General features: G+C 74.4%; 24 protein-coding genes. 3 read left to right on the forward strand and 21 right to left on the reverse strand.

Annotation, left to right across the window (positions count from 1 at the left end; genetic code table 11):
• Positions 1 to 5: 5 nt before the first annotated feature.
• Together ACFQTY_RS05425 and ACFQTY_RS05430 are read right to left on the reverse strand one after the other, a co-directional pair.
• Positions 6 to 875, reverse strand: coding sequence for a UbiA family prenyltransferase (locus ACFQTY_RS05425; protein ID WP_378098291.1), 870 nt, complete (start codon positions 873 to 875; stop codon positions 6 to 8).
• 142 nt (positions 876 to 1,017) lie between these two features.
• Complete coding sequence (locus ACFQTY_RS05430) at positions 1,018 to 1,659, reverse strand: D-alanyl-D-alanine carboxypeptidase family protein (RefSeq protein ID WP_378098294.1); 642 nt, start codon at positions 1,657 to 1,659, stop codon at positions 1,018 to 1,020.
• Positions 1,660 to 1,824: 165 nt separating this feature from the next.
• On the opposite strand from ACFQTY_RS05430, the gene ACFQTY_RS05435 reads away from it, so the two are divergent.
• Both ACFQTY_RS05435 and ACFQTY_RS05440 read left to right on the forward strand, forming a co-directional pair.
• On the forward strand, positions 1,825 to 2,508 hold the full coding sequence (locus ACFQTY_RS05435) for a response regulator transcription factor (protein WP_378098297.1): 684 nt from the start codon (positions 1,825 to 1,827) through the stop codon (positions 2,506 to 2,508).
• Complete coding sequence (locus ACFQTY_RS05440) at positions 2,501 to 3,625, forward strand: sensor histidine kinase (RefSeq protein ID WP_378098300.1); 1,125 nt, start codon at positions 2,501 to 2,503, stop codon at positions 3,623 to 3,625. Before ACFQTY_RS05435 ends, ACFQTY_RS05440 begins: the two co-directional genes overlap by 8 nt.
• A 61-nt stretch (positions 3,626 to 3,686) precedes the next feature.
• Here ACFQTY_RS05440 and vanX read toward each other — a convergent pair whose 3' ends face one another.
• The 13 genes from vanX to ACFQTY_RS05505 all read right to left on the reverse strand — a co-directional run bounded on the left by vanX (position 3,687) and on the right by ACFQTY_RS05505 (position 15,760).
• Positions 3,687 to 4,295 carry a D-Ala-D-Ala dipeptidase VanX gene (gene vanX, locus ACFQTY_RS05445; RefSeq protein WP_378098303.1) on the reverse strand — a complete coding sequence of 203 codons (609 nt, stop codon included), beginning with the start codon at positions 4,293 to 4,295 and terminating at the stop codon, positions 3,687 to 3,689.
• Positions 4,292 to 5,332: a D-alanine--(R)-lactate ligase gene (vanA, locus tag ACFQTY_RS05450; RefSeq protein ID WP_378098306.1), complete on the reverse strand. Its 1,041-nt coding sequence runs from the start codon at positions 5,330 to 5,332 to the stop codon at positions 4,292 to 4,294. Before vanA ends, vanX begins: the two co-directional genes overlap by 4 nt.
• Positions 5,325 to 6,356 carry an NAD(P)-dependent oxidoreductase gene (locus ACFQTY_RS05455; RefSeq protein ID WP_378098309.1) on the reverse strand — a complete coding sequence of 344 codons (1,032 nt, stop codon included), beginning with the start codon at positions 6,354 to 6,356 and terminating at the stop codon, positions 5,325 to 5,327. The genes vanA and ACFQTY_RS05455 overlap by 8 nt, the downstream gene beginning before the upstream one ends.
• Before the next feature lie 107 nt (positions 6,357 to 6,463).
• Positions 6,464 to 6,748, reverse strand: a complete 285-nt coding sequence (locus ACFQTY_RS05460) for a ferredoxin family protein (protein WP_378098312.1) — start codon at positions 6,746 to 6,748, stop codon at positions 6,464 to 6,466.
• The gene (locus ACFQTY_RS05465; protein WP_378098314.1) at positions 6,748 to 8,043 is read right to left on the reverse strand and encodes an FAD-dependent oxidoreductase; all 1,296 of its coding nucleotides are present in this window, start codon (positions 8,041 to 8,043) and stop codon (positions 6,748 to 6,750) included. Before ACFQTY_RS05465 ends, ACFQTY_RS05460 begins: the two co-directional genes overlap by 1 nt.
• 89 nt (positions 8,044 to 8,132) lie before the next feature.
• Positions 8,133 to 9,590, reverse strand: a complete 1,458-nt coding sequence (locus ACFQTY_RS05470; protein ID WP_378098316.1) for an FAD-dependent oxidoreductase — start codon at positions 9,588 to 9,590, stop codon at positions 8,133 to 8,135.
• Between the two features lie 58 nt (positions 9,591 to 9,648).
• Positions 9,649 to 10,566 carry an electron transfer flavoprotein subunit alpha/FixB family protein gene (locus tag ACFQTY_RS05475; protein ID WP_378098319.1) on the reverse strand — a complete coding sequence of 306 codons (918 nt, stop codon included), beginning with the start codon at positions 10,564 to 10,566 and terminating at the stop codon, positions 9,649 to 9,651.
• Entirely contained in the window at positions 10,566 to 11,300 is a 735-nt protein-coding gene (locus ACFQTY_RS05480) for an electron transfer flavoprotein subunit beta/FixA family protein (RefSeq protein ID WP_378098322.1), read from the reverse strand. The genes ACFQTY_RS05475 and ACFQTY_RS05480 overlap by 1 nt, the downstream gene beginning before the upstream one ends.
• A 202-nt stretch (positions 11,301 to 11,502) precedes the next feature.
• Positions 11,503 to 12,156 carry a response regulator gene (locus ACFQTY_RS05485; RefSeq protein ID WP_378098325.1) on the reverse strand — a complete coding sequence of 218 codons (654 nt, stop codon included), beginning with the start codon at positions 12,154 to 12,156 and terminating at the stop codon, positions 11,503 to 11,505.
• The gene (locus ACFQTY_RS05490; protein ID WP_378098328.1) at positions 12,153 to 13,340 is read right to left on the reverse strand and encodes a sensor histidine kinase; all 1,188 of its coding nucleotides are present in this window, start codon (positions 13,338 to 13,340) and stop codon (positions 12,153 to 12,155) included. Before ACFQTY_RS05490 ends, ACFQTY_RS05485 begins: the two co-directional genes overlap by 4 nt.
• A 54-nt stretch (positions 13,341 to 13,394) precedes the next feature.
• The gene (locus tag ACFQTY_RS05495) at positions 13,395 to 14,129 is read right to left on the reverse strand and encodes a copper homeostasis protein CutC (RefSeq protein ID WP_378098331.1); all 735 of its coding nucleotides are present in this window, start codon (positions 14,127 to 14,129) and stop codon (positions 13,395 to 13,397) included.
• Between the two features lie 96 nt (positions 14,130 to 14,225).
• Positions 14,226 to 15,014 carry an SDR family NAD(P)-dependent oxidoreductase gene (locus ACFQTY_RS05500; RefSeq protein WP_378098334.1) on the reverse strand — a complete coding sequence of 263 codons (789 nt, stop codon included), beginning with the start codon at positions 15,012 to 15,014 and terminating at the stop codon, positions 14,226 to 14,228.
• Entirely contained in the window at positions 15,011 to 15,760 is a 750-nt protein-coding gene (locus tag ACFQTY_RS05505; RefSeq protein WP_378098337.1) for an SDR family oxidoreductase, read from the reverse strand. The genes ACFQTY_RS05500 and ACFQTY_RS05505 overlap by 4 nt, the downstream gene beginning before the upstream one ends.
• An 83-nt stretch (positions 15,761 to 15,843) precedes the next feature.
• On the opposite strand from ACFQTY_RS05505, the gene ACFQTY_RS05510 reads away from it, so the two are divergent.
• Complete coding sequence (locus ACFQTY_RS05510) at positions 15,844 to 16,227, forward strand: winged helix-turn-helix transcriptional regulator (protein WP_378098340.1); 384 nt, start codon at positions 15,844 to 15,846, stop codon at positions 16,225 to 16,227.
• Here the strand turns inward: ACFQTY_RS05510 and ACFQTY_RS05515 are convergent.
• From ACFQTY_RS05515 to kdpF, 6 genes are read right to left on the reverse strand one after another with little or no spacing between them, the layout of a single operon-like run.
• Positions 16,209 to 16,880 (reverse strand): response regulator, encoded by a 672-nt coding sequence (locus ACFQTY_RS05515; protein WP_378098343.1) that lies wholly within the window; start codon positions 16,878 to 16,880, stop codon positions 16,209 to 16,211. The genes ACFQTY_RS05510 and ACFQTY_RS05515 overlap by 19 nt on opposite strands.
• Positions 16,877 to 19,384, reverse strand: a complete 2,508-nt coding sequence (locus ACFQTY_RS05520) for an ATP-binding protein (RefSeq protein WP_378098346.1) — start codon at positions 19,382 to 19,384, stop codon at positions 16,877 to 16,879. Before ACFQTY_RS05520 ends, ACFQTY_RS05515 begins: the two co-directional genes overlap by 4 nt.
• A 4-nt stretch (positions 19,385 to 19,388) precedes the next feature.
• Positions 19,389 to 19,979 carry a potassium-transporting ATPase subunit KdpC gene (gene kdpC / locus ACFQTY_RS05525; RefSeq protein ID WP_378098349.1) on the reverse strand — a complete coding sequence of 197 codons (591 nt, stop codon included), beginning with the start codon at positions 19,977 to 19,979 and terminating at the stop codon, positions 19,389 to 19,391.
• Positions 19,980 to 20,002: 23 nt separating this feature from the next.
• Complete coding sequence (gene kdpB, locus ACFQTY_RS05530) at positions 20,003 to 22,093, reverse strand: potassium-transporting ATPase subunit KdpB (RefSeq protein ID WP_378098352.1); 2,091 nt, start codon at positions 22,091 to 22,093, stop codon at positions 20,003 to 20,005.
• Entirely contained in the window at positions 22,090 to 23,754 is a 1,665-nt protein-coding gene (gene kdpA, locus ACFQTY_RS05535) for a potassium-transporting ATPase subunit KdpA (protein ID WP_378098355.1), read from the reverse strand. Before kdpA ends, kdpB begins: the two co-directional genes overlap by 4 nt.
• Positions 23,754 to 23,843 carry a K(+)-transporting ATPase subunit F gene (gene kdpF / locus ACFQTY_RS05540; protein ID WP_263729417.1) on the reverse strand — a complete coding sequence of 30 codons (90 nt, stop codon included), beginning with the start codon at positions 23,841 to 23,843 and terminating at the stop codon, positions 23,754 to 23,756. Before kdpF ends, kdpA begins: the two co-directional genes overlap by 1 nt.
• Positions 23,844 to 23,876: the final 33 nt, after the last annotated feature.

Here is a 23,876-nt window from a genome sequence, read left to right on the forward strand (position 1 = left end):
ACGGGTCAGAGCACCGTCCACGGCGAGCCGGCGAGCAGCACCACGTCGACCGCGGCGACGGCGATGGCGGCGACGAACGGCAGCCGGCTGCGCGGGTGCCGCAGCGAGACGGCGGCACCGGCCCCAGCCACGGCCGCGGCGAGCGCCAGGGTCACCGAGTCCGCGGCCGACACCCCGCCGGCTGGGCCGATGACCAGCAGCACGGTCGCGACGAGCAGGACGGCCGCCGAGCCCACAGCCGTGGGGACGGCCCCGAGCCGGTGCGGCAGGCCGCGCACCCCGGTCGCCGCGTCGTCGAGCAGGTCCGGCAGCACGTTGAGCCCGTGGGCCCCGGTGCCGAGCAGCGCGCCCGCGCCGATCGCCCACCACGCCGCCGTCGGCCGCCCCGGAAGGGCCAGCGCGAGCGCGAGCGGCAGCAGGCCGAACGAGAGGGCGTAGGGCGCCCACGACCAGGCTGTCCGCTTGAGCCGCAGGTTGTACGACCAGGCGGACGCGACTGCCGCCAGGTGGATGAGGCCGGCCGCCCAGCCGAGCAGCAGCGAGAGCACGACGCAGGCCGCAGCCGCACTCAGCGCGGCGATCCGGACGGTCCCGGCCGTGACCCGCCCGGCGGCGACGGGCTTGTCGGTCCGTCCCACCGTGCTGTCGCGGGCCGCGTCCAACCAGTCGTTGGACCAGCCGACGGACAGCTGGCCGGCCAGCACCGCGGCGACGATCAGCACGCTGCGGGCGCCGGCGCCCGCGGTGACCACCAGCACGCCGGCCAGGGCGGACACCGCGGCGGTCGGGCCGGCGTGCGAGGCGAGCAGCAGGTCCACGACGGCGGGGCGTCGCGGGCCCAGCCGCGGGGCGTCGGTGGTCGTCGTGGTGCGCACCGAGCCTCCGTGTGTCCGACCGAACGAGCCTGCGCGCCGCCGGACGCGGCAGGCGCAGCGGCGCCGGGGCGTCGGGCCGGCGTCCGGGTCAGCGTGACACCTCGCGGGCCGGACGGCACGGGCGGGTCTGTGTCGGCCCTGCTCACTGCTGCAGGCGCGGGTCCTGCGTCGGGTCGGCGTACATCGCGGGACAGCCGCTGCGGACCGCCGCCGGGCGCAGCTCGTAGTGCCAGGGCTCGTTGCGGTAGGTCTGGCACAGCCCGTAGGCGGCGCCGTGCCGGGCCAGCCACGACGCGGCGGCGGTGGGCCCGACGTCGACGGCGCCGCCGGAGACGTGCGACGACGTCGTCGGGCCGGCGACCCACCGGGCGGCCTCCGCCGCCGAGCCGTAGGTGGCGACCGCCTGGCTCAGCAGGCGGCTCTGGTACGCGGCGGAGCGCCAGCCGCTGGTGACGTCGAGCCGGACCCCGGCCGCGGCGGCGTCCGCGGCCGCGCGGCGCAGGGCGGCGAGCAGGTCCGGGCGCAGGTTCGCGATACCGGGGTAGCGGGTGTCCGACGGGGTGGCGCCGGCCGGCAGCAGGCCGTCGGCCTGCGTCACGTCCGGCGGAGCGGCGGCCTCGCCGGTGGGGATCGACGACGCTGCCGGGGAGGGGGAGTCGTGGACGGCTGTCGCGGAGGGGGCGTCGTGGACGGCCGACGCCGAGGCCGAGTCGTGGACGAGAGTGCCGACCACGGCTGCACCGGCGACCACCAGGGCCGTGACGCCGACGACCGTCCGCCTCACCCGTCGCGGTCGTCGTACCGCCCGCCGGACTCCCGGTACCGCCGGTCGCGCGCCGCGCACGGCTGGGACTCGTTGCATGCCGCCAGTCCAGGCGCCTGCGCGTTGCCACCCCGTATGCGGTTGCCGATACGCGGACCATAGGTGCGGGCTCGTAGCATCCGGTGGGTGCGTGTGCTGGTCGTCGAGGACGAGCCCTACATGGCCGAGGCGATCCGCGACGGCCTGCGCCTCGAGGCGATCGCCGCGGACCTCGCCGGCGACGGCGACACCGCCCTGGAGCTGCTGAGCGTCAACGCCTACGACATCGCCGTCCTCGACCGCGACATCCCGGGACCGTCCGGCGACCAGGTCGCCGCCAGCATCGTCGCGTCCGGCAGCGGGACCCCGATCCTCATGCTGACCGCCGCGGACCGGCTGGACGACAAGGTGACCGGCTTCGAGCTCGGCGCCGACGACTACCTGACCAAACCGTTCGAGCTGCAGGAGCTGGTGCTGCGGCTGCGGGCCCTCGACCGCCGCCGCGCCCACCTGAGGCCTCCGGTGCGTGAGCTCGCCGGCCTGCGTCTGGACCCGTTCCGGCGCGAGGTCTACCGGGACGGCCGGTACGTGGCGCTGACCCGCAAGCAGTTCGCCGTGCTCGAGGTGCTGCTGGCGGCGGACGGCGGTGTGGTCAGTGCGGAGGAGCTGCTGGAGCGGGCGTGGGACGAGAACGCCGACCCGTTCACCAACGCCGTGCGGATCACGGTCTCGGCCCTGCGCAAGCGGCTCGGCGAGCCGTGGGTGATCGCGACGGTGCCGGGCGTCGGCTACCGCATCGACGCACCACCGGCGGGCGACGCGCGTGGATAGGCGTCCGGGGCTGAGCGTGCGGCTCAAGCTCACCCTCAGCTACGCCGGCTTCCTGATGATCGCCGGGGCGCTGCTGCTCGCCGTGGTCCTGGTGTTCCTGCTGCGCTACGTGCCGGAGAACGCCGTCAGCGTCCCGCGCGAGCTGGTGCCGGGCCGGATCGGCGGTCCGAACCTGTTCATCCCGGGCCGGTCCGACCTGTGGCGGGCGTTCGCGCCCAGGGCCGCCGAGGCCGCCGTCTTCCTCCTGGTGTTCGGCCTGGTCGGCGGCTGGCTGCTGGCCGGCCGCATGCTCGCGCCGCTGACGCGCATCACCGAGGCGACCCGGCTCGCGGCGGCCGGCTCCCTGTCGCACCGGATCCAGCTGCCCGGCTCGGACGACGAGCTGCACGAGCTGGCCGACGCGTTCGACACGATGCTGGCGCGGCTCGAGACGCACGACGCCGAGCAGCGCCGGTTCGCCGCCAACGCCTCCCACGAGCTGCGCACGCCGCTGGCGATCACCCGCACGATGCTCGACGTCGCCCGCAAGGACCCCGACCGCGACACCGACCGGCTGCTGGAGCGGCTGCAGACGGTCAACGCGCGCGCGATCGACCTGACGGAGGCGCTGCTGGTGCTCAGCCGGGCCAACCAGCGGTCGTTCACGCGCGAGCGCGCCGACCTGTCGGTGCTGGCCGAGGAGGCCGCCGAGACGCTGCTGCCGCTAGCGGAGAAGCAGGGCGTCACCGTCACCACGAAGGGCGACGCGGCCGTCACGGTCGGATCGCACGCCCTGCTGCTGCAGCTGGTCACCAACCTGCTGCACAACGCGATCGTGCACAACGTGCCTGGTCAGGGCACCGTGCAGGTCGGCACGGCGGCCCGACCGGGCTGGGTGGTGCTCACCGTCGAGAACACCGGTCCGCGGCTCGCGCCCGAGCTCGTCTCCACCCTGACCGAACCGTTCCAGCGCGGCACCGAGCGGGTGCACGACGACCAGGCGGGCGTCGGCCTGGGCCTGGCGATCGTCGACAGCATCACGCGGGCGCACGACGGGACGTTGACCCTCACGCCGCGGGCCGAGGGCGGCCTGCGCGTGCGGGTGCGGCTGCCGGCCGCACCACCGCCGGTCGGCTGACGCCCGATCGACCGTCCGCGGCGCGCCGGCCGTGGGTCGTCCGTGCGCCGTCCGTGCGCCGTCAGGCCACCGGGAAGTCGAAGTACGTGTCCGGGTAGGGCTCGTCCCGGAGGGTGTAGTGCCACCACTCGCAGGGGTAGCGCTCGAACCCGCAGGCCTCCATCACGGCGCACAGGCACTCCCGGTTCTCCGCCTCGGCCGGCGTGACGCCCGGCGCACCGTGGTGGGACACCGGGTCCATCAGGTCGTGGTCGCCGCCCATCGCGGCGCGCTCGCCCGTGGCCAGGTGGTACAGGGTCAGGTCGACGGTCGCGCCGCGGCTGTGGCCCGAGCGGGCGGCGACGTACCCCTGCGCGACGATCTGGTGCCGCTCGAGGTTGGGGTAGTGCCGTCGCTTGGTGCGGCCGTCCTCGGGGCTGCGCGACCACCGCACGAAGCAGTCGACCGCCCGGCGGGGGCGGTAGCCGTCCCACAGCAGCAGGCCGAACCCGAGCGCGGCGGCACCGGCCTTCGCGTCCGCGAGCGCCGCGCAGAGGGCGCGGGTGCCGACCACGCGGTTGGCGAGGTACCCGTCGACCGGTCTGCCGGTGAAGTTGTCCCACGTGGCGTACTTGGCGTCCCAGCGGATGCCGGGCACCGCCTCGTCGACGAAGACGAAGTCGTCCCTCATCGGGCACCCGCTCCCAGGGCGAGGTCCACGAGCCGGTCGATCACGTCGGTGAGCGGCAGGCCGGCGGCGGCCATCATCCGCGGGTAGCGGCTGTAGGACGTGAGGCCGGGCAGGGTGTTCACCTCGTTGAGCACCACGGTGCCGGCCTGCGTGAGGAACAGGTCGACGCGAGCCAGCCCCGTGCAGCCGAGGGCGCGGTACACGGTCGTGGCGGTCCGTCGGACCAGGTCCCGCGACTCGTCCGGGATGTCGGCCGGCACGATCGGCGTCGAGTTCTCCGAACCCCTCTCCGGCCGGTCCTCCTGGTGGATGCGGAAGAAGCCGTGCGACAGCGCGATCCGGTCCACCTCGCCCACCGCCAGGTCGGCGCCGTTCCCCAGCACGGCGCACCCGACCTCCTGGCCGACGACCGCCGCCTCGACCAGCACCTTCGCGTCGTACCGCCGGGCGGTCCGGACGGCGGCCGGCAGGTCCTCGGGGCGGGAGACCTTGCTGACGCCGAAGGACGACCCGGAGCGGGCCGGTTTGACGAAGACGGGGTACGGCAGAGCCTCCGCGTCGACGCCGTCGTCGGGCCCGACCGTCCGGAAGTCCGGCGTCGCGACCCCGGCGCCGCGCGCGACGACGTAGGTCAGCGACTTGTCCATGCACGCCGCCGAGCTGGCCACGCCGCAGCCGACGTAGGGCACCCCGGACAGCTCGAGCAGCCCCTGCACGGACCCGTCCTCACCGAACCTGCCGTGCAGCACGGGCAGCACCACGTCCAGGTGCACCGTCCGGTACCGGCCGCCCTCCAGCACCAGCAGGCCGCGCACCCCGCGGTCCGGCACCAGCACCGCCGGACTTGCCGGGCGCTCGTCCCAGTCGCCGTCCGGCCCGTCGCACAGCCGCCACGTGCCGGACCGGGTGATGCCGATCCACACCGGCTCGTACCGGTCGGTGTCCAGGGCGGCCGCCACCTCACGGGCCGACCGGACGGAGATGTCGTGCTCGTCCGACATACCGCCGAACAGGATGCCGAGCTGTCGCCTAGGCACGTCGCATCCCCCGGTTCACGCAGTCGAGCAGGCTCTGCTCGACCGTCTCGCGCAGCGCCCGGTCCGTGTAGTACGCGGTGTGCGGGCTGACCAGGACGTTCGGCAGGGACGTCAGCCGCTGCAGCGGGTCGGCGTCCGGCGGCGCCGCCCGGTGGTCGGCGTAGAACAGGCGCTCCTCACCCTCCAGCACGTCCAGGGCCGCGCCGCCGAGGCGGCCGCACTCGAGCGCCTCGACCAGCGCCGCGGTGTCGACCAGCGCGCCGCGACCGGTGTTGACCAGCAGCGCACCGGGCTTCAGCAGCGCGAAGCGCTCGCGGTCGACCAGGTGGTAGGTGTCCGCGGTGAGCGAGGTGTGCAGCGTCAGGACGTCGCTGGCGCGCAGCAGCTGGTCCAGCCGCACGCTCTGGACACCGGGCGTCGGACGCCGGTCGAAGGCGAGCACGTGGCACCCGAAGGCCCGCAGCCGGTCGACCACCGCGGTGCCGATGCGGCCGGTGCCGACCACCCCGACGGTCAGGTCCCGCAGCTCCCGGTGCCGGCCGCCGACGATCCGGTAGTCCTGCGCGTCGACCCGTCGGACGATCCGCCGGGCGTCCCGCACCAGCATGAGGATCAGCATCAGCGTGTAGTCGGCGACGCCGTCCGGTGCGTACGTGACGTTCTGCACGCTCAGGCCGATGCTGCGGGCGGCCGCCACGTCGACGTGATCGAGCCCGATGCTGCGCGTGGACAGGTGCTCCACCCCCGCTCGGCGCAGCGCCACGAGGGTCCGGCTCGCCACCGGCACCCGGTGGTCGATGCTGACGCACCGGTTGCCGTACGCCAGCGCGACGTTCGCCTCGGACAGGGGCTCCGCGGTGACGGTCGGGCGCACTCCGAGCGCGGGCGCGAGCTCCCGGACCAGGGCGGCCTCGTCCGGCGTGCAGCCGTAGACCGTGACGCCCGTGGTGGCGGGAGGCGTCGGTGGCGACGCGGCCGGTGCGGGGTGGTCGACCAGGGCGAGCGCGGGGTGCCGGTGACTCATGACCGGCAGTCAAGGCAGCGGCGTGTTGCCCAGCCGTATGCGGATGCCGATACGTCGGCGATACGCGCCCGGCCCGTCGGGCGTCCGGGGTGTCGTGCCGCGGCGCGTCAGCCCTGGCGGTACGCGACCCCGAACCCACCCCGCGGGTAGTGCCAGCTGACCGCCTCCGGTGCGACAGCCAGGCACGTCCCGCACTCCAGGCACGCCGCCGCGGTGAACCCGACGCTGCCGTCCGGCTCCGCGGTGTACACGTGCGCCGGGCAGATCCGCACCAGCAACGGCGCGGCGCCGGTGCGGCGCACCACGTCCTGGTGCACCTCGATGTGCGGCGTGCCCTCGTCGACGTCGTACTGGTTGCGGGCCAGCCGCTCCGGGACGGTGCCGAGCTGCATCACAACCCCCTCATCGCGGCGACGCCGAGGCCCGCCAGCCGCCGCAGCGGCACGCCGGAGGACGTCACGGCCCGCCGCGCCGTGGTGCGCAGGTGCCTGCGCGGGCTGGTGTCCAGGTCGAACACGCCGTGCATCACGTCGGCGAGCATCGGCCCGACCTTGTCGTACAGCAACGTGCTGTCGAGGAACGCCGGCGCCTTGGCGTACGTCGAGATGTCGGCGCCGACGAAGGAGCGGGACAGCTCGGTCAGGTAGCCGTCCATCGCCGGCTGCGACACGTCGTCGGCCGCCAGCGCCCGGTCCGCCGCCGCGGCGGCCGCGATCGCCGACCCGGCCGCCAGGTCCATGCCGCGCACCGTCATACCGGTGTTCAGCGTGAAGCCGGCGGCGTCGCCGACGACCATCAGGCCCGGCCGGGTCAGGTCGTGGGCCGCCATCGCCGGGCCGTTCTCGATGGTGAGGTGGCAGCCGTACTCGAGCAGCTCGCCGCCCTCCAGCAGCGGGGCGATCGACGGGTGCGCCAGGAACGCGTCGTGGATCGCCGACGTCTGCAGCCCGGACGCCACCAGGTCGTCCAGCCGCAGCACCACGCCGACGGACAGCGACTCGGCGTTGGTGTACAGGAAGCCGCCGCCGGCGACCCCCTGGGTGCAGTCGCCGACCACCGCGTACGCGGCACCCTGGTCACCGCTGACCCCGAACCGCTCGTCGATCACGGCGCGCGGCAGGCCCACCACCGACTTCACGCCGACGGCCAGGTGCTTCGCCGGTTCCGGGCCGCGGATGCCCGCCGACCTGGCCAGGAACGAGTTGACGCCGTCCGCCGCGATGACGATGCGTGCCCGCAGCTCGTCGTCACCGGCCCGCACGCCGACCACCTGCTCGCCGTCCCGCAGCAGCCCGTCCACCCGGATCCCCGGCATCACCATCACGCCGGCGTCCTCGCACTGCCGCGCCAGCCACGCGTCGAGCCGCGCCCGCAGCACGGTCACCGCGTTGACCGGCTCCGCCAGCCGTTGGTCGCGGTAGTCGACGCTGACCGAGGAGGTCGGGTTGAGGAACATGAGGGTGTTGCGGGTGATCCGGCGCTCCACGGGCGCCTGCTCGACGAAGCCGGGGAACACCTGCTCCATCACCCGGCAGTACAGCACCCCGCCGGACAGGTTCTTGGAGCCGGGCTCGGCGCCGCGTTCCAGCAGCACCACCGAGCGGCCGGCCTGCGCGAGGCGGTAGGCCGCCACGCAGCCGGCCACCCCGGCACCCACCACCAGGACGTCGAACACGTCCTCGTCCATCGTCGATCTCCTCGCTCGTCGGGCACGCGGGAAGCGCGGGGCGGGGCCGGCCCGCTCGGGGAGGACGAGACCGGCCCCGCCCCGCCGTCTCAGACGGTGACGAGCTTCTTGATCGTCTCCGCGGCGTGGTCGGCCGCCAGCCAGCCGGAGGTCAGCGCGAAGCCGTTCGCCGAACCGGGGACGGTGAGGATGTACGAGTCGCCGAACAGGCCGCCCGCGTCGCAGCCGACGGAGTACAGGCCGGGGATGGGCTCACCCTCGCCGTTGATGACCTGCATGTTCTCGTTGATCTTGATGCCGCCCATCGTGACCATGATCCCGGGCTCCATCTTGATGGCGTAGAACGGGCCCTCCTGCACCGGGATCAGGTACTTCTCCTTGTGGAACTTGGTGTCCTTGCCCTCGGCGCAGGCCCGGTTGTACGCCGCGACCTCGCTGGTGAGCACCTCCGGGTCGACACCGAGCTGGGGTGCGAGCTCGGCGAGCGTGTCGGCCTTGAAGACCGTGCCGGCGGCGACGTCCGCCTCGAGCTCGGCGGGCAGGTTGACCAGCTTCTCGCCGGTGCGCACGTACACGCCCAGGCCCACCTCGCAGCCGTCGGTGACCAGGTGGTTCACCTGCGCCGTGTCGAGGATCGTCCAGAACATGCTGCCCGGCAGGCCCGCCACCACGTCGCCGGCGTTGCCGAAGTTCAGGCCGCAGATCTCGTTGGTGCAGCGGCGGCCCTCGCGGTTGACCCACAGGTACGGCTGGAAGCCGGCGGTGTTGGTGTGCGACGTGACGGTCTTCCCGCGCATGAACGGGAACAGCAGCATGGTGCCGATCGACGACCAGGGCACGGCGCCGACCTCGAACATCATGGACAGGCCGTCGCCGGTGTTGCCCTCACCGCCGACGTTGATCATCTGGTCGCCGCAGTCCCACGTGGAGAAGCGGTTGATCATCTCGGGGTTCTTGGCGTAGCCGCCGGTGCCGACGATCACGGCCTTCGCGCCGATCCGCACCTGCTCGCCGTCGGCGTCCGTGACGACGATGCCGGTGACGTGGCCGTCGGCCATGAGGATCTTCTGCGCGGCGGTCTGCAGGTAGATCTCCACGCCGAGCTCGCGGGCCCGGGCCTCCATCAGCTCGAGCACGTGGGCCACCTCGCCGCGCGGGATGTGCCACGTCACCAGCTCACCGGGCTGGTCCTCGGCCGTGACGATGACCTCCTCGTACACCGCCCCGAGCTCGCGCATCTTCACGATGGTGGTCGCGGCGTTCTCCACGAACCGGGAGACGATCGCCGCGTCGGCACGCCAGTGGCTGTAGTCCAGGTAGGCGCGGAAGCCCTCGTCCTTGGAGACGTGGATGCCGCGCTTGATCTGCTCGTCGGACTCGAACGCCGCGTGACCCTCCGCGAACGCCGAGGAGCCGCCCAGCTGCGGCATCTTCTCCAGCACCGCGACCGTCAGCCCGTTCTGCGCGGCCTGCACGGCCGCCGACAGCCCGGAGCCGCCGCCACCGACGACGACGACGTCGTACTCGACGTCGAACTGCTCTGACATCTCGTTCTCTTCTCTCGTGGTGTGACTGTGACGTGACCTGTGGTGCGACGAGCGACCGCTACTCGGCGAGGGCGGCGACCAGCGCGGGGACCACCTCGTAGAGGTCGCCCACCACGCCGTAGTCGGCCGTGCGGAAGATGGGAGCTGCCGGGTCGTTGTTCACCGCGGCGACGACCTTCGCGTCGCGCACGCCCTCCAGATGCTGCGGCATCCCGGAGATGCCGAGCGCCAGGTACAGGCGCGGGGCGATGTGCTGGCCGGACCGGCCGACGTACCGCTCCTTGGGCACCCAGCCCAGGTCGTCGGCGACCGGCATCGAGCACGCCAGCTCCGCGCCGAGCGCCGCGAGCAGGCCGTCGAGCAGCGCCAGGTCGTCCTTGGACCGCAGGCCGCGGCCGACGGAGACGACGCGGGCGGCGTCCCGGATGCCGGCGGCGGCACCGGGCAGCGGCTCCCGCTTCACCTGCATCGGTGCGGGCGCCCCGGCGGGCGCCAGGGGAGCGACGGTGGCCGGTGCTGCCGCCGGCGCTGCGTCGTCGGCGTCCTCCAGGACGGCCGCCAGCGGACCGTGCACGGTGAGGGTCTCCACCACGGCGCCGCCGAGGGAGGAACGGTCGACGACCAGCGCGTCTCCCTGCGGTCGCACGGTCAGCACCCGCGTCAGCAGCGCCGCGCCGAGCGGGACGGCCGCGGCCGCCAGCAGGGTGCGCGAGGCGGGGTCGGACGGCGCGAGCACCACGTGCGGCGCCGCGGCGGCCACCTCGGCGGCGAGAGCTGCGGCCCACGCCTCGGCCGGCTGGTCGTCGGCCGTCTCCAGCCACCGGACCTCGTCGGGTGCGGCGGCCGCGGCGGCGTCGGCCAGCTCCCGCGGGCCGACGGCCAGCACGGTGACCCGGCCACCCGCTGCACGTGCCGCGGCGACGGCGCCCTTCAGGTGGGTGCCGGCGGCGGCCAGCAGCCAGGTGTCGTCGCTCATCACAGGACCCCCTCGGCCCGCAGCGCGGCGACCAGCTGCCGCGCGGTCTGTTCCGGTTCTCCCTCGAACACCCTGGTCCGGGCCTGTTCCGGCAGCCGGGTGCCCCCCGGGACCACCGCGGCGGGCAGCGTGTCGACGCCCAGCTCGGCGAGCGTCGTCGTCACCACCGGCCGCTTGCGGGCCGCGAGCTGCTCCTTCATGCCGGGGGTACGGCTCTCCGCACCCTCCGCCGCCACGCCGAGCACGGCCGGGCAGGTCACCACGACGGTCTCCTGCACGTCACCGGCCCGCCGGACCGCCTCGATCCCGGCACCCGACGGTGCGGCGGACACCACGCCCGCCACCACCGGCCAGCCGAGCCGCGCGCCGACGGCGGCCGCGACACCGGGGTGCTCCTCGCTGTCGCCGACCACCACCACGTCGACGTCCGCCACCGACCGGACGCCCGCGGCGATCACCGCGGCCGTGACGCCCTCGTCGTCGGACGCCGGCGCATCGGTCACCCGCACCGCACGGGCGGCGCCGCGGGCGAGCGCCCAGCTGGCGTCCGCGTCGCCGAGCGTCAGCCCGACGACCTCGCCGTCCGGGCCGGCCACCGCCAGGGCCGCGGCGACCGCTGCCGGGTCGTCCTCACCGGCGACGGGCCGGGCGTTGCGCCACTCGACCCCACCGTCCGCGTGCACGATCGCCCCTGCGGCCGACCGGGCCCACGCGTACGCCACCACTGCCCTCATCGACGCCTCTTCGCTCGAGCCGGACGGCGCGCGTCTGCGCGCACCGTGACTGCCTCGAGTCAACCGGCGGGGCGCAGGGGCGGACCAGCACCGACCGGGTACGCCGGGGTAGCCGATCGGCTACCTCTGCCGGGGCCGGTCCACCGGGACCGGGGGCACCGGCGCGCGAGCCGCAGCCCGCGAACAGACCGGCCGGGAGGTGCTAGCGGACGATGCCCTGCCGCACGCCGAACACCGCCACCTGCACCCGGTTCCGCACGTGGAGCTTGGTCATGATGCTGCCGAGGTGCTTCTTCACCGTCGCCTCGGACAGGAACAGCTGCTGGGCGATCTCCTCGTTGGACAGCCCGTCCACCAGGAACCGCAGCACGTCGCGCTCGCGGTGGGTCAGCCGCTCGTGGGCCGGCGGGAGCGGGGTGCCGGAGCCGCCCGGCAGGCCGAACTCGGCGAGCACCCGCGCCGCGATGGTGGACGACATCGCCGCCTCGCCGCGCATCAGCCCCGCGAGGTACTCGTGCAGCCGGTCGGCACGCTCGTCCTTGCTGAGGTACCCGTGCGCGCCGTTGCGCAGCGCCTGGTACACGTCCTCGCCGAGGCTCGACATGGTCAGCATCACCACGCGGACGTCCGGGTCGGCGGCGGTGATCGCCGCGGTCGCCTCGACGCCGCCGACCGGCTCCATCCGCACGTCCATCAGGATCAGCCCGGGCCGCAGGGACCGGGCCAGCCGGATCGCCTCGGCGCCGTCCGCGGCGGTGCCGACCACCACGAAGTCGTCCCACCGGCTGATCAGCGCCGTCAGACCGTCGCGGAACAGCGCGTGGTCGTCCACCACGAGCACGGTCGTCGGCGTCATGACGCCACCCCGACGCGCGACGGCATGGCCGACGACGAGCCCGCGCGGCGCAGCGGCGCCTCCGCGGTGACGAGCGTCCCGCCCGCGGCACCCCGGCCGAACCGCACCACACCGTCCACCTGCTGCATCCGCTCGGACATGATCTGCACGCCGAGCCGGGAGTCCGGCACGGAGGTGGGGTCGAACCCGTTGCCGTCGTCCTCCACCTCGAGGCGGATGCGCGTGGAGGTGGGCAGCAGCCGGACGGTCACGGCCGCGGCGTGCGCGTGCAGGTGCACGTTCGCCAGCGCCTCCTGCAGCACGCGGATCAGCTGGGCCGCCACCGCGAGCGGCACCTGGTCGGCGTCACCGGTGCACTCGAGCGTGACCGGGATGCCGAACTGCCGCTCGAAGTTGTCCAGGTGGCAGCGCACCTGCGCGACGAAGGTGCCCTTGACCATCTCCGCGTCGGCGCGCAGGCCGAGCATCTGGTGCCGCAGGCTGCGGTTGGCGGTGGAGACGAGCTGCTCGAGGTGGTCCACGTCCGCCACCAGCCGGTCCACGTCCCGTGCGGCGGCGTCCAGCTGCATCACCCCGGCGTGCAGCCCGAGGGCGGCGAGCTGCTGGGACAGGTCGACGTGCAGCTCGTCGCTGAGCCGGCGCCGCTCCTCCAGCGCACCGAGCTCGCGCTCCCGTCCGGCGACCTGCCACCGGTACACCGCGTTGCCGAGGATCCGTCCGGCCGCGGCGAGGAACTCCTTGCGGGTCGTCGTCAGCGCCCACGGCCCGTCGAAGCACAGCAGCACGGCGCCCAGGTGCCTGCCGTCGGCGTGGATCGACACCACCACGCCGGACTCGCCGAACCACGCCTTGAAGTCGTCGGGCAGCAGCGCCCACGCGGGGTCGGCCAGGTGGTCGGCCGCGGACACCGGCCACTCCTGCGGGTTGATCCACGGCGGTCGCACGTGCTCGTGCGCCGGCATGGTCGCGAAGTGGGGGCCGAGGGCGTCCCGCGTCTGGTCGTCCGTCACCAGCACCAGCAGGTTGCCGGCCTCGTCCTGCAGGTAGGTCGGCGCCAGGCGGGCGCCCATGATGTCGCGGATGATCTCGACCGCAGCGACGAAGGAGTCGGTGCGGTCCTGCGACCAGATCAACGTGTCGTTGATCCGGACGAGCTCGGCCAGGTACGAGCGCCCGTGACCCATGAGGTCAGGGTAGGGGCGGGTTTCGGCGCGCGGATGGGACCGTCATCCCGCCCGTCAGCTGGTCCGACGGACCTCGTCGAGCGCCGTGCGCAGCGCCCGGACCGACGCCTCGTCCGTCGCCTCCCGCGCCGACGAGCCGGCCTGCGCCAGCGACCCCAGGTCCACCCAGGACGCCTCGACCACCGTCCGCTTCGCCGACGCGTGGACCGCGGCGACGCCCGTCGCCACCACTTCCCGCACCGTGGACGCGTCGATTCCGGACCCCGCCATCACCTGGAGCCGACCGTCGGCCCGCTCCACCAGGCGTTCGAGCTGCGCCAACCCGTCCGCGACCCGGCTGGCGCCGCCCGAGGTCAGCACGCGGTCCACGCCGAGGCCGGCGAGCGCCTCGAGGGCCGGCTCCAGGTCCGTCAGCGTGTCGAACGCCCGGTGGAACGTCACCTCCGCCGACCCGGCGAGCGCCCGGACCTGCTCGACCAACGACGTGTCGATCCGGTCGCCGCGCACCCCGCCGACCACCACGCCGTGCGCGCCGAGGTCGAGGGCCCTGCGCACGTCGTCGAGGATCACCGCGAGCTCGACCTCGCTGTACTCGAACCCCCCGGCACGCGGCCGCACCAGCACGTGCACGGGCCGCCCGGCGGCCACGGCCGCCCGGACCAGCGCGGCCGACGGCGTCAGGCCACCCAGTGCGAGCGCGGTGCACAGCTCGATCCGGTCGGCGCCGCCGGCGACCGCGGCCGCGACGCCCTCGGGGTCCTGCACGGCGATCTCGAGCGCGACGGCCACGGGCGGGCTCCTTCGGGACGGGGACGGACGTGCGCCCATCCTCGCCTCAGACTCGCGACCGGGCCCCGGCGCGTGGCCGAGGCCCGGTCGCGCACCTCAGCCCTCGGCTGCGAGCACGTGCGGCTGACCGGTCGATGCGCTGGTGCCGCCGTCCACGGTCAGCACGGCTCCCGTGACGTAGGCCGCGTCGTCGGACGCGAGGAACAGCACGGCGGGCGCGACGTCCTCCGGCAGCCCGGGGCGACCCAGTGCGATGCGCTCGACGAACGGGGCCAGCTGCTGCGGCGTGCTCGCCAGGCCGGCGGTCATCTCGGTCAGGGTGAACGCGGGCGCGACGGCGTTCACCCGCACACCGCGTTCGCCCCAGTCCAGGGCGAGCGACCGGACGAACCCCGTGACGGCGTGCTTGGTGGCGTTGTAGGCCGCCTGCTGCCAGTCGCCGCGCAGCCCCGAGACCGAGGTGATCGCGACCAGGGTGCCGCCGCCCTCCGCCAGCACCGGCAGCGCGGCCTGGGCCAGGTGGAAGAAGGCGTCGACGTTGGTCGCGCGCAGGCGTTCCCACGCGTCCGGCTCGAGGTCGGTGAGGTCCCCGCCGGCGTAGGCGGCGGCGTTGGAGACGACGACGTCCAGCCGGCCGAACCGCCCGCGCACGGCGTGGACCGCCGCTGCCGCGGCGCCCGGTTCGACGAGGTCACCAGGGACGGTGAGCGTCCTCTCGAGCGGGTAGGGGCGGACGGTGTCCTCCAGGGCGTCGAGCCGTCGGCCGTGGACGGCCACGGAGGCGCCGTTGTCCGCGAAGGCCCGGGCGATGGCGCGCCCGATGCCGCTCCCGCCGCCGGTGACCAGCACCGCCTTGCCGTCGAACGGGTAGGAGTTGGCGGTCATGCGTGGCGCGCCCCGCCCTCGACGTGGATCGTCTCGCCGGAGACGAACCCGGCGCCGAGCAGCCAGAGGACCGCCTCGACGACGTCGTCGCTGGTTCCGGCGCGTCCCGCCAGGTTCGACGCGGCCGCGGCCTCGAGCAGGCCCCGCTTGCCGTCAGGCCCGAGCTCGTCCCACGTGCCGGAGTCGACGATGCCGGGGGAGATCGCGTTGACCCGGATCGGTGCGAGCTCCTTGGCGAGGTGGCGAGCGAGGAAGGACACGGCGCCGTTGGTGATGCCCATGACGGTGTACCCGGCGGCGGGCGCCCAGGCTGCGACGCCGGAGAACAGCACGAACGAGCCGGTCGACGGCATGGTCGGCGCGAGGTGCTTGGCCAGCAGCATGGGCCCGACCACCTTGGCCTCGAGGGCGGCCACCACCCGGTCGTGCTCCAGCTGGGCGACGGGCACGTTGTGGTGCGCCGCGGCGGTGACCACGACGTGGTCCACCCCGCCCAGCTCGGCCGCCGCTGCGGCGACCGTCTCCTCGTCGGCCACGTCCAGCCGGATCGCCCGCGCCCCCGGCAGCCCGGCCGCGACGGCGGCAGCCCGCTGCACGTCCCGGGCACCGATCACCACGCCGGCCCCCGCGGCTGCGGCCGCGCGGGCCACTGCCGCGCCCAGGTGCCGTCCTCCGCCCACCACCAGCACGCTCTGCCCTGCCAGCAGCCGCTGCCCTGCCAGCACGCTCTGCCCTGCCTGCGCCACCTGCGACTCCTCACCTCGTCGGTCCCCGTCGACGAGTCACGGTATGGTTTTGATACCGGTTACTTCAACGAAACCAGGCGGCGATGGGCAAGGCGTACGACGTGATGGCGGCCAGCTGTCCCAGTCGGACCGTGCTGCACCGCATCGGCGCGCGCTGGACCGTCTTCGTGGTCACCGCGCTCGCGGAGCGGCCCATGCGGTTCACGGCCCTCAAGACGCGCATCGAGGGCATCACCCCGAAGGTGCTCGTCGAGACGCTGCGCAGCCTCGAGCAGGACGGGCTGGTCAGCCGCACCGAGCACCCGGCGAACCCGCCGCACGTCGAGTACGCGCTGACGCCGCTCGGCTGGTCGCTGTGGGAGCCGCTCAGCGCCGTGCGCCAGTGGGCGGAGACCCACGTCCCGGAGATCCTCGCCGCGCGTGAGGACGCGGCGACCGTCGACGCGGGTCAGGGCACCAGTCGGTAGCCGACGCCCGGTTCGGTGAGCAGGTGCCGGGGGTGGGCCGGGTCGGGCTCGAGCTTGCGCCGCAGCTGGGCGACGTACACGCGCAGGTAGTGCGTCTGCCGGTCGAGGTGCGGCCCGCGCAGCTCCGTGAGCAGCTCGCGGCGGCCCACCACCTTGCCCACGTTGCGGGCGAGCTGTTCGAGCAGGTGCCACTCGGTGGGCGTGACCCGCACGTCCTCGCCGTCGCGCGTGACGCGGTGGTGCGGGATGTCGACGGTGAAGGTCGCCGTCTCGACCACGGGAGCGGTCTCGGGGACCGCGTGCCGGACCGCCACCCGCAGGCGAGCGAGCAGCTCGTCCATGGTGAACGGCTTGGTCAGGTAGTCGTCGGCGCCGGCATCCAGCGCGGCGACCTTGTCGTCGGCCGTCTGCCGGGCGGACAGCACCACCACCGGCACGCTCGTCCAGCCGCGCAGCGCGTGCAGCACGTCCATGCCGTCGAGGTCGGGCAGCCCCAGGTCCAGCACGACGAGCTCGACGTGGCCGCCGCCGGCGGCGTCCAGCGCGGCGGCTCCGGTGTGGGCGACGACGACGTCGTACCGGTGGGCGCGCAGGGTGATCGCCAGCGCGCGGGCGAGCGCCGGGTCGTCCTCGACCACCAGAACGCGGGTCATGGGGCCTCCAGGGGCAGCGTGACCACCATCGTGAGGCCTCCGCCCGGGGTGTCCTCGGCGTCGAGCGTGCCGCCGTTCGCCTCGACGAAGCCTCGCGCCACGGCGAGCCCCAGGCCCAGGCCGTGACCGCGCGGGTTGTCGCCCAGGCGCTGGAACGCGGTGAACATCGCCGGCTTGTCCTCGTCCGGGACGCCGGGCCCCTGGTCCACCACCCGCAGCACCACCGAGCCCGGAAGCGCACCGGCGACGACGCGCACGGGGCCCGAGGTGTAGCGCAGCGCGTTCTCCACCAGGTTGGCGACGGCACGTTCGAGCAGCCCGGCGTCGGCACGGACCAGGGGCAGGTCCTCGGGGACGTCGATGGTCAGCCGCTCGTCGTCGAGCGGGGCCAGCGCGGTGAGCACCACCTCGTCGAGGGCGACGGGGGTGCGGGCCACGGTGACGGCGCCGGCGTCGAGGCGGCTCATGTCCAGCAGGTTGTCGATCAGCGCCTGCAGCCGGTCGGTGCTGGTGGTCAGGTCGTCCAGCAGGGCGTCCCGGTCGGCCGGCGGGAGCATGTCCCCGCTGCTGGTCAGCGCGGTGACCCCGGCCTTGATCGCCGCCAAGGGGGTGCGCAGGTCGTGGGAGACGGCCGCGAGCAGCGCGGTCCGGGTCGCGGTCCGTTCGCGCTCCAGTCGGGCGGCCTTGGCCTGGGCCTGCAGGGCGTCGCGCTCGAGCGCGGCTGCGGCGTGCACGCCGACCGCGGCGACGACCCGGAGGTCCTCGGCCGACAGCGGACGTCCCCGCAGCGTGACGGCGAGCGTGGGGTGCACGGGGACGAAGGTGACGTCGGCCTCGGACGGGTCGGGGGCCGCCAGCCCTGTGCTGTGCGCGGGCGCCCAGGCGGAGGTCTCGTCCGCACGCGTCAGCAGGGTGACGCCGTCGACGGAGAAGGCCTCGCGCAGCGACGTGAGCATGGCTGGCACCGCGTCGGTGCCGCGGAGCACGGCGGCGGAGGCGGAGGCGAGCGTGTCCGCCTCGCCGCGGGCGCGGACGGCCTGCACGCTGCGCCGGGCGGCGAGGTCCACCACTGCCGAGACGGCGACGGCGACGGCGATCAGGACGGCGATGGCCACGGCGTTCTGCGGCTGCGTGATGGTCAGGGTGCCGACGGGCGGGACGAACAGGTAGTTGCTGAGCAGGCCGCTGAGCACGGCGGCGCACAGCGCCGGGCCCACGCCGCCGACGATCGCGACGCCGACCGTCAGGGCGAGGAACAGCATGAGGACGGTCGGCAGGGAGGTCGCCGCGGCCTGCGCCTGCCGCAGCGCGAGCCCGAGGAGGACGGGCCCCGCGACAGCGAGCGCCCAGGCGGTCGCCACCCGGCGCGCCGACAGTCCCGGCCGGCGAGCCCGGACCGGGCGGCCGCCGCCGGCACGCTCGTGGGTGACCACGAGCACGTCGATGTCGCCGGCGCCCCGGATGACCCGCGGCACCACGCCGGGTGCCAGGCGGCCGAGGGGGCCGCGGCGGCGGGTGGCGCCGAGCAGCACCTGGGTGGCGTTCATCCCGCGGGCGAAGTCGAGGATCGCCGCCCCGACGTCGTCCCCGACGACGTTGTGCCAGGTGCCGCCGAGGCTCTCCGTGAACGTCCGGTGCCGCGCCAGCGCCTCGGGACCGGCACCGGCCAGGCCGTCGCCGCGGGACACGTGCAGCACCAGCAGCTCACCACCGGCCGGGCGGGACGCGATCCGCACCCCCCGGCGCACCAGGGTCTCCGTCTCCGGACCGCCGCTGACGGCGACCACGAGCCGCTCACGGGCGGGCCACAGCTCCGCGATGTCGTGCTCCTCGCGGTAGCGGGCGAGGGCGTCGTCGACCCGGTCGGCGGTCCACAGCAGGGCGAGCTCGCGCAGCGCGGTGAGGTTGCCGGGGCGGAAGTAGTGGGTCAGCGCCGCGTCCACCTTGTCGAGCCGGTAGACGTTGCCGTGCGCCAGCCGGCGGCGCAGCGCCTCCGGGCTCATGTCGACCAGCTCGATCTGGTCGGCGCGGCGCACCACCTCGTCCGGCACGGTCTCCTGCTGGTGCACGCCGGTGATCGACTCGACCACGTCGTTGAGCGACTCCAGGTGCTGGATGTTCACCGTGGTGACCACGTCGATGCCGGCGTCGAGCACCTCCTCGACATCCTGCCAGCGCTTGGCGTTGCGACTGCCGGGCACGTTGGTGTGCGCCAGCTCGTCGATCAGGGCGACCTCCGGGCGGCGGGCCAGCACCGCATCGACGTCGAGCTCTCCGAAGCTGGTGCCGCGGTACGCGATCGTTCGCCGGGGGAGCACCTCCAGGCCGGCAAGCTGGGCGGCGGTCTGCTCGCGGCCGTGCGTCTCGACGAGGCCGGCGACGACGTCGACGCCCCGCTCGTGCCGGCGCTGCGCCTCGTCGAGCATCGCGTAGGTCTTGCCGACGCCGGGGGCCGCGCCGAGGAAGACCCGCAGCGTCCCGCGCCGCCGATCCGCGTTGCCCACGTGCTCACCCTGCCGCAGCGGCGGGCAGCGCGGCGAGCGCCACGTTCAGCTGCAGCACGTTGACGTGCGGGTCGCCGAGCACGCCGAGGGTGCGCCCCTCGACGTGCGCGTCCACCAGCGCGCGGACCACGGCCGGGTCCAGGCCGCGCACCCGCGCGACGCGGGCCACCTGCAGCCGCGCGTAGGCGGGGGAGATGTCCGGGTCGAGCCCGGAGGCCGACGCCGTCACGGCGTCCGCCGGCACCGCGGCCGGGTCGACGCCCTCGCGTGCGGCGACCTGCTGACGTCGCTGCTGCACCGTGGCCAGCAGGCCAGGGTCGTTCGGGCCGAGGTTCGAGCCGCCCGATGCCAGGGGGTCGTAGCCGTCGCCGGCAGCCGACGGCCGCGGCTGGAACCACTGGTCGCCGCCGGACGGCTGGCCGATCAGGGCGGAGCCGACCACCGTGCCGCCGAGGCGCACCAGCGACCCGTCGGCGCGGGCGGGCATCAGCCGGCCGACGCCCAGCACCAGCAGGGGGTAGGCGACGCCGAGCACGAGCGTCGCGACGAGCAGCACCTTGAGCGCCGCCATCAGCTGACGCAGCCAGGAGGTCATGGAGGTTCCCGTTCCGTCCCGGTTCACAGACCGGGCAGCAGCGTGACGAGCAGGTCGATCGCCTTGATGCCGAGGAACGGCACGACGATCCCGCCGAGGCCGTACACCAGCAGGTTGCGGCGCAGCAGGGCCGCGGCGCTGGACGGGGTGTACCGCACCCCGCGCAGGGCCACCGGCACCAGCGCGACGATGATCAGGGCGTTGAACACGACGGCCGACAGCACGGCCGTCTGTGGCGAGTGCAGGTGCATCACGTTCAGCGCCTGCAGCTGCGGGTACAGGCCGGCGAACATCGCCGGGATGATCGCGAAGTACTTGGCCACGTCGTTGGCGATGGAGAACGTGGTCAGGGCCCCGCGGGTGATCAGCAGCTGCTTGCCGATCGCGACGATCTCGATCAGCTTGGTCGGGTTGGAGTCGAGGTCGACCATGTTCCCGGCCTCCTTGGCGGCCGAGGTGCCGGTGTTCATCGCCACCCCGACGTCGGCCTGAGCCAGCGCCGGGGCGTCGTTGGTGCCGTCGCCCGTCATCGCGACCAGCCGCCCGTCGGCCTGCTGGGTGCGGATCAGCGCGAGCTTGTCCTCCGGGGTCGCCTCGGCGAGGAAGTCGTCGACCCCCGCCTCGTCGGCGATCGCGGCGGCGGTCAGCCGGTTGTCGCCGGTGATCATCACCGTCCGGATGCCCATCGCTCTCAGCTGCGCGAACCGCTCGCGCATGCCGGACTTCACCACGTCCTTCAGGTGCACCACGCCGAGCGCCCGCGCCGGCCCGTCGCCCACCAGCTCCGCGACCACCAGCGGGGTGCCGCCGGAGCCGGCGATCGCGTCGACCGCCTCGCCCACGTCGGCCGTCGGGTGGCCGCCGTGCTCGCGCACCCAGGCCATCACCGCACTGGCAGCCCCCTTGCGGATCGACCGGGTGCCGTCCGGGCCGGACTGGTCCACCCCGCTCATCCGGGTCTGCGCCGAGAACGGGATGAACGTGGTCTGGCCCAGCTGGCCCGCCGGCCGCTCGCGCAGCCCGAACTCCTCCTTGGCGAGCACGACGATCGAGCGGCCCTCCGGCGTCTCGTCCGCCAGGGACGAGAGCTGCGCGGCGTCCGCCAGCCGGTCCGCCTCCACGCCGTCCGCCGGCACCAGCTCGACGGCCTGCCGGTTGCCCAGCGTGATGGTGCCGGTCTTGTCCAGCAGGAGCACGTCCACGTCCCCGGCCGCCTCGACCGCCCGACCTGACAGGGCCATCACGTTGCGCTGCACCAGCCGGTCCATGCCGGCGATGCCGATCGCGGACAGCAGCGCGCCGATGGTGGTGGGGATCAGGCACACCAGCAGGGCCACCAGCACGGTGATCGACTGCGGCCGGCCGGAGTAGGTGGCGAGCGGCTGCAGCGTGACGACGGCCAGCAGGAAGATCAGCGTCAGCGACGCCAGCAGCAGCGTCAGGGCGATCTCGTTGGGGGTGCGCTGCCGGGCCGAGCCCTCGACCAGGGCGATCATCCGGTCCAGGAACGTCTCGCCCGGCTTGGCGGTGATCTGCACGACGATCCGGTCGGACAGGACCCGGGTGCCTCCGGTGACGGCCGACCGGTCGCCGCCGGACTCGCGGATCACCGGCGCGGACTCGCCCGTCACCGCGGACTCGTCGACCGCCGCCACGCCCTCGACCACGTCGCCGTCGCCGGGGATCACCTCGCCCGCGGTCACCACCACGCGGTCGCCGACCGTCAGCGCCACGCCGGGGACGTCCTCGAGGGTGCCGTCCGCGCGGAGCCGGTGCGCCGTGGTGGACGTGCGGGTGCGGCGCAGGGACGCCGCCTGGGCCCGTCCCCGCCCCTCGGCCACCGCCTCGGCCAGGTTGGCGAACACCACCGTCAGCCACAGCCACAAGGTGATGGCCCACGCGAACCCGCTGGGGTGCAGCACCGCCAGCACCGTGGTCAGCGCCGCGCCCACCCAGACCACGAACATCACGGGGGAGCGCAGCTGGTGGCGCGGGTCGAGCTTGCGCAGCGCCTGCGGCAGGGAGGCGAGCAGCTGCCGCGGCTCGAACGCCCCGGCCGGGGGTCGGGTGCTCGGCAGGTCGGGAGCGGGGGCTGGCAGCGCGGTGACGGTCATGACAGGGCCTCGGCGAAGGGTGCGAGCGCGAGTGCGGGGAAGAAGGTCAGGCCGGCGACGATCACGACGACGCCCACCAGTAGCCCGACGAACACCGGCGTGTGGGTGGGCAGCGTGCCCGCGCCGGGCGGCACGGTCCGCTGCGCGGCGAACGAGCCGGCAAGCGCCAGCGTCAGCACGATGGGCACGAACCGGCCCAGCAGCATGGCGATGCCGAGCGCGACCTCCTGGTAGGTCGAGGAGGCGGTGAACGCGCCGAAGGCGGAGCCGTTGTTGTTCCCGGCGGAGGCGTAGGCGTAGAGGACCTCGCTCAGCCCGTGCGGGCCGCCGGTGCCGATGGCCGCGGCCCGCAGCGCGGGGACCCCGGCGGTCAGCGCGCCGCCCACCAGCACGATGGCCGGCATGGTGAGGATCGACAGCGCGACGAGGGTGACCTCGCGGCGGCCCACCTTCTTGCCGAGGTACTCCGGCGTGCGCCCCACCATCAGGCCGGCGAGGAACACGGCGAGCACCGCGACGACGAGCATCCCGTACAGCCCGGTGCCGACCCCGCCGGGGGAGACCTCGCCCAGCATCATGTTCATCATCGCGACGCCGCCGCCGAGGGCGGTCAGCGAGTCGTGCGCGGCGTTCACCGCGCCGGTCGAGGTGCCGGTGGTCGAGGCGGCGAAGAGGGCGGACGCGGCCGGCCCGAACCGGACCTCCTTGCCCTCCATCGCGGCGCCCGCCAGCGCCGGCACCGCTCCGGGACCGCGCAGCTCCACCCAGGTGGTCACGGCCACCGCGGCACCCCACAGCGTGCCCATCACGGCGAGGATCGCCGCGCCCTGCCGCCGGTCGTGCACCAACGTGCCGAACGTCCGCGGCAGGGAGAACGGGATCATCAGCAGCAGGACGATCTCCACGAGGTCGGTCCACGCCGACGGGTTCTCGAACGGGTGGGCGCTGTTGGCGTTGAAGTAGCCACCGCCGTTGGTGCCCAGCTCCTTGATCGCCTCCTGGGAGGCCACCGGGCCCCCGACCAGGTGCTGCGTGCCCGCGGCCAACGTCGTCACGTCGTGCACGCCGGTCAGGTTCTGCACCACGCCGCCGGCCAGCAGCACCACCGCGGCGAGCACGGCCAGGGGCAGCAGGACGCGGACCACGGAGCGGACGACGTCCACCCAGAAGCTGCCGATCCGGTTCGTACGGCTGCGCGTGAACCCGCGCACCAGCGCGACCGCCACCGCCAGGCCGACCGCCGCGGACAGGAAGTTCTGCACCGCCAGCCCGGCCATCTGCACCAGCTGGCCCATGGTCTGCTCGCCCGAGTACGACTGCCAGTTGGTGTTGGTGACGAACGAGGCGGCGGTGTTCCACGCGGTCGCGGGGTTCACGGCGCTCATGCCGAGGGACAGCGGCAGGTGCGCCTGCACCCGCTGCAGCCCGTACAGCACCAGGACGCCGACGCCGGAGAACGCCAGCAGCGACCGCGCGTACACGCCCCAGCGCTGGTCGGCGTCCGGGTCGATGCCGCACAGCCGGTACACCCACCGTTCGACGCGCAGGTGCCGACAGCTCTCGAGCGCGCGTGCCAGGTAGTCGCCGAGTGGCACGTGCACCGCTGCCAGCACGGCGACGACGATCGCGACCTGGCCGACCGCCGCTGCCCCGGCGCTCATCAGAACCGCTCCGGGTGCAGCAGCGCGTACAGCAGGTAGCCGGCCAGCGCGGCGGCGATCGCCAGCGCGACCCACGTCTCGGCGTTCACCGCTGCTCCAACCCATGCACCAGCAGCCCCAGC

The sequence above is a fragment of the Cellulomonas sp. T2.31MG-18 genome, assembly GCF_964266755.1.
GTDB lineage: Bacteria > Actinomycetota > Actinomycetes > Actinomycetales > Cellulomonadaceae > Cellulomonas.

Coding starts and splice junctions, on each gene's coding strand:
- ACFQTY_RS05455 (WP_378098309.1), bottom strand. CDS start 6,356: ATGAGTCACCGGCACCCCGCGCTCGCCCTGGTCGACCACCCCGCACCG.
- kdpA (WP_378098355.1), bottom strand. CDS start 23,754: ATGAGCGCCGGGGCAGCGGCGGTCGGCCAGGTCGCGATCGTCGTCGCC.
- ACFQTY_RS05470 (WP_378098316.1), bottom strand. CDS start 9,590: ATGTCAGAGCAGTTCGACGTCGAGTACGACGTCGTCGTCGTCGGTGGC.
- kdpB (WP_378098352.1), bottom strand. CDS start 22,093: ATGACCGTCACCGCGCTGCCAGCCCCCGCTCCCGACCTGCCGAGCACC.
- vanX (WP_378098303.1), bottom strand. CDS start 4,295: ATGAGGGACGACTTCGTCTTCGTCGACGAGGCGGTGCCCGGCATCCGC.
- ACFQTY_RS05460 (WP_378098312.1), bottom strand. CDS start 6,748: ATGCAGCTCGGCACCGTCCCGGAGCGGCTGGCCCGCAACCAGTACGAC.
- kdpC (WP_378098349.1), bottom strand. CDS start 19,979: ATGACCTCCTGGCTGCGTCAGCTGATGGCGGCGCTCAAGGTGCTGCTC.
- ACFQTY_RS05490 (WP_378098328.1), bottom strand. CDS start 13,340: ATGGGTCACGGGCGCTCGTACCTGGCCGAGCTCGTCCGGATCAACGAC.
- ACFQTY_RS05480 (WP_378098322.1), bottom strand. CDS start 11,300: ATGAGGGCAGTGGTGGCGTACGCGTGGGCCCGGTCGGCCGCAGGGGCG.
- ACFQTY_RS05510 (WP_378098340.1), top strand. CDS start 15,844: ATGGGCAAGGCGTACGACGTGATGGCGGCCAGCTGTCCCAGTCGGACC.
- ACFQTY_RS05500 (WP_378098334.1), bottom strand. CDS start 15,014: ATGACCGCCAACTCCTACCCGTTCGACGGCAAGGCGGTGCTGGTCACC.
- ACFQTY_RS05465 (WP_378098314.1), bottom strand. CDS start 8,043: ATGGACGAGGACGTGTTCGACGTCCTGGTGGTGGGTGCCGGGGTGGCC.
- ACFQTY_RS05475 (WP_378098319.1), bottom strand. CDS start 10,566: ATGAGCGACGACACCTGGCTGCTGGCCGCCGCCGGCACCCACCTGAAG.
- ACFQTY_RS05515 (WP_378098343.1), bottom strand. CDS start 16,880: ATGACCCGCGTTCTGGTGGTCGAGGACGACCCGGCGCTCGCCCGCGCG.
- ACFQTY_RS05485 (WP_378098325.1), bottom strand. CDS start 12,156: ATGACGCCGACGACCGTGCTCGTGGTGGACGACCACGCGCTGTTCCGC.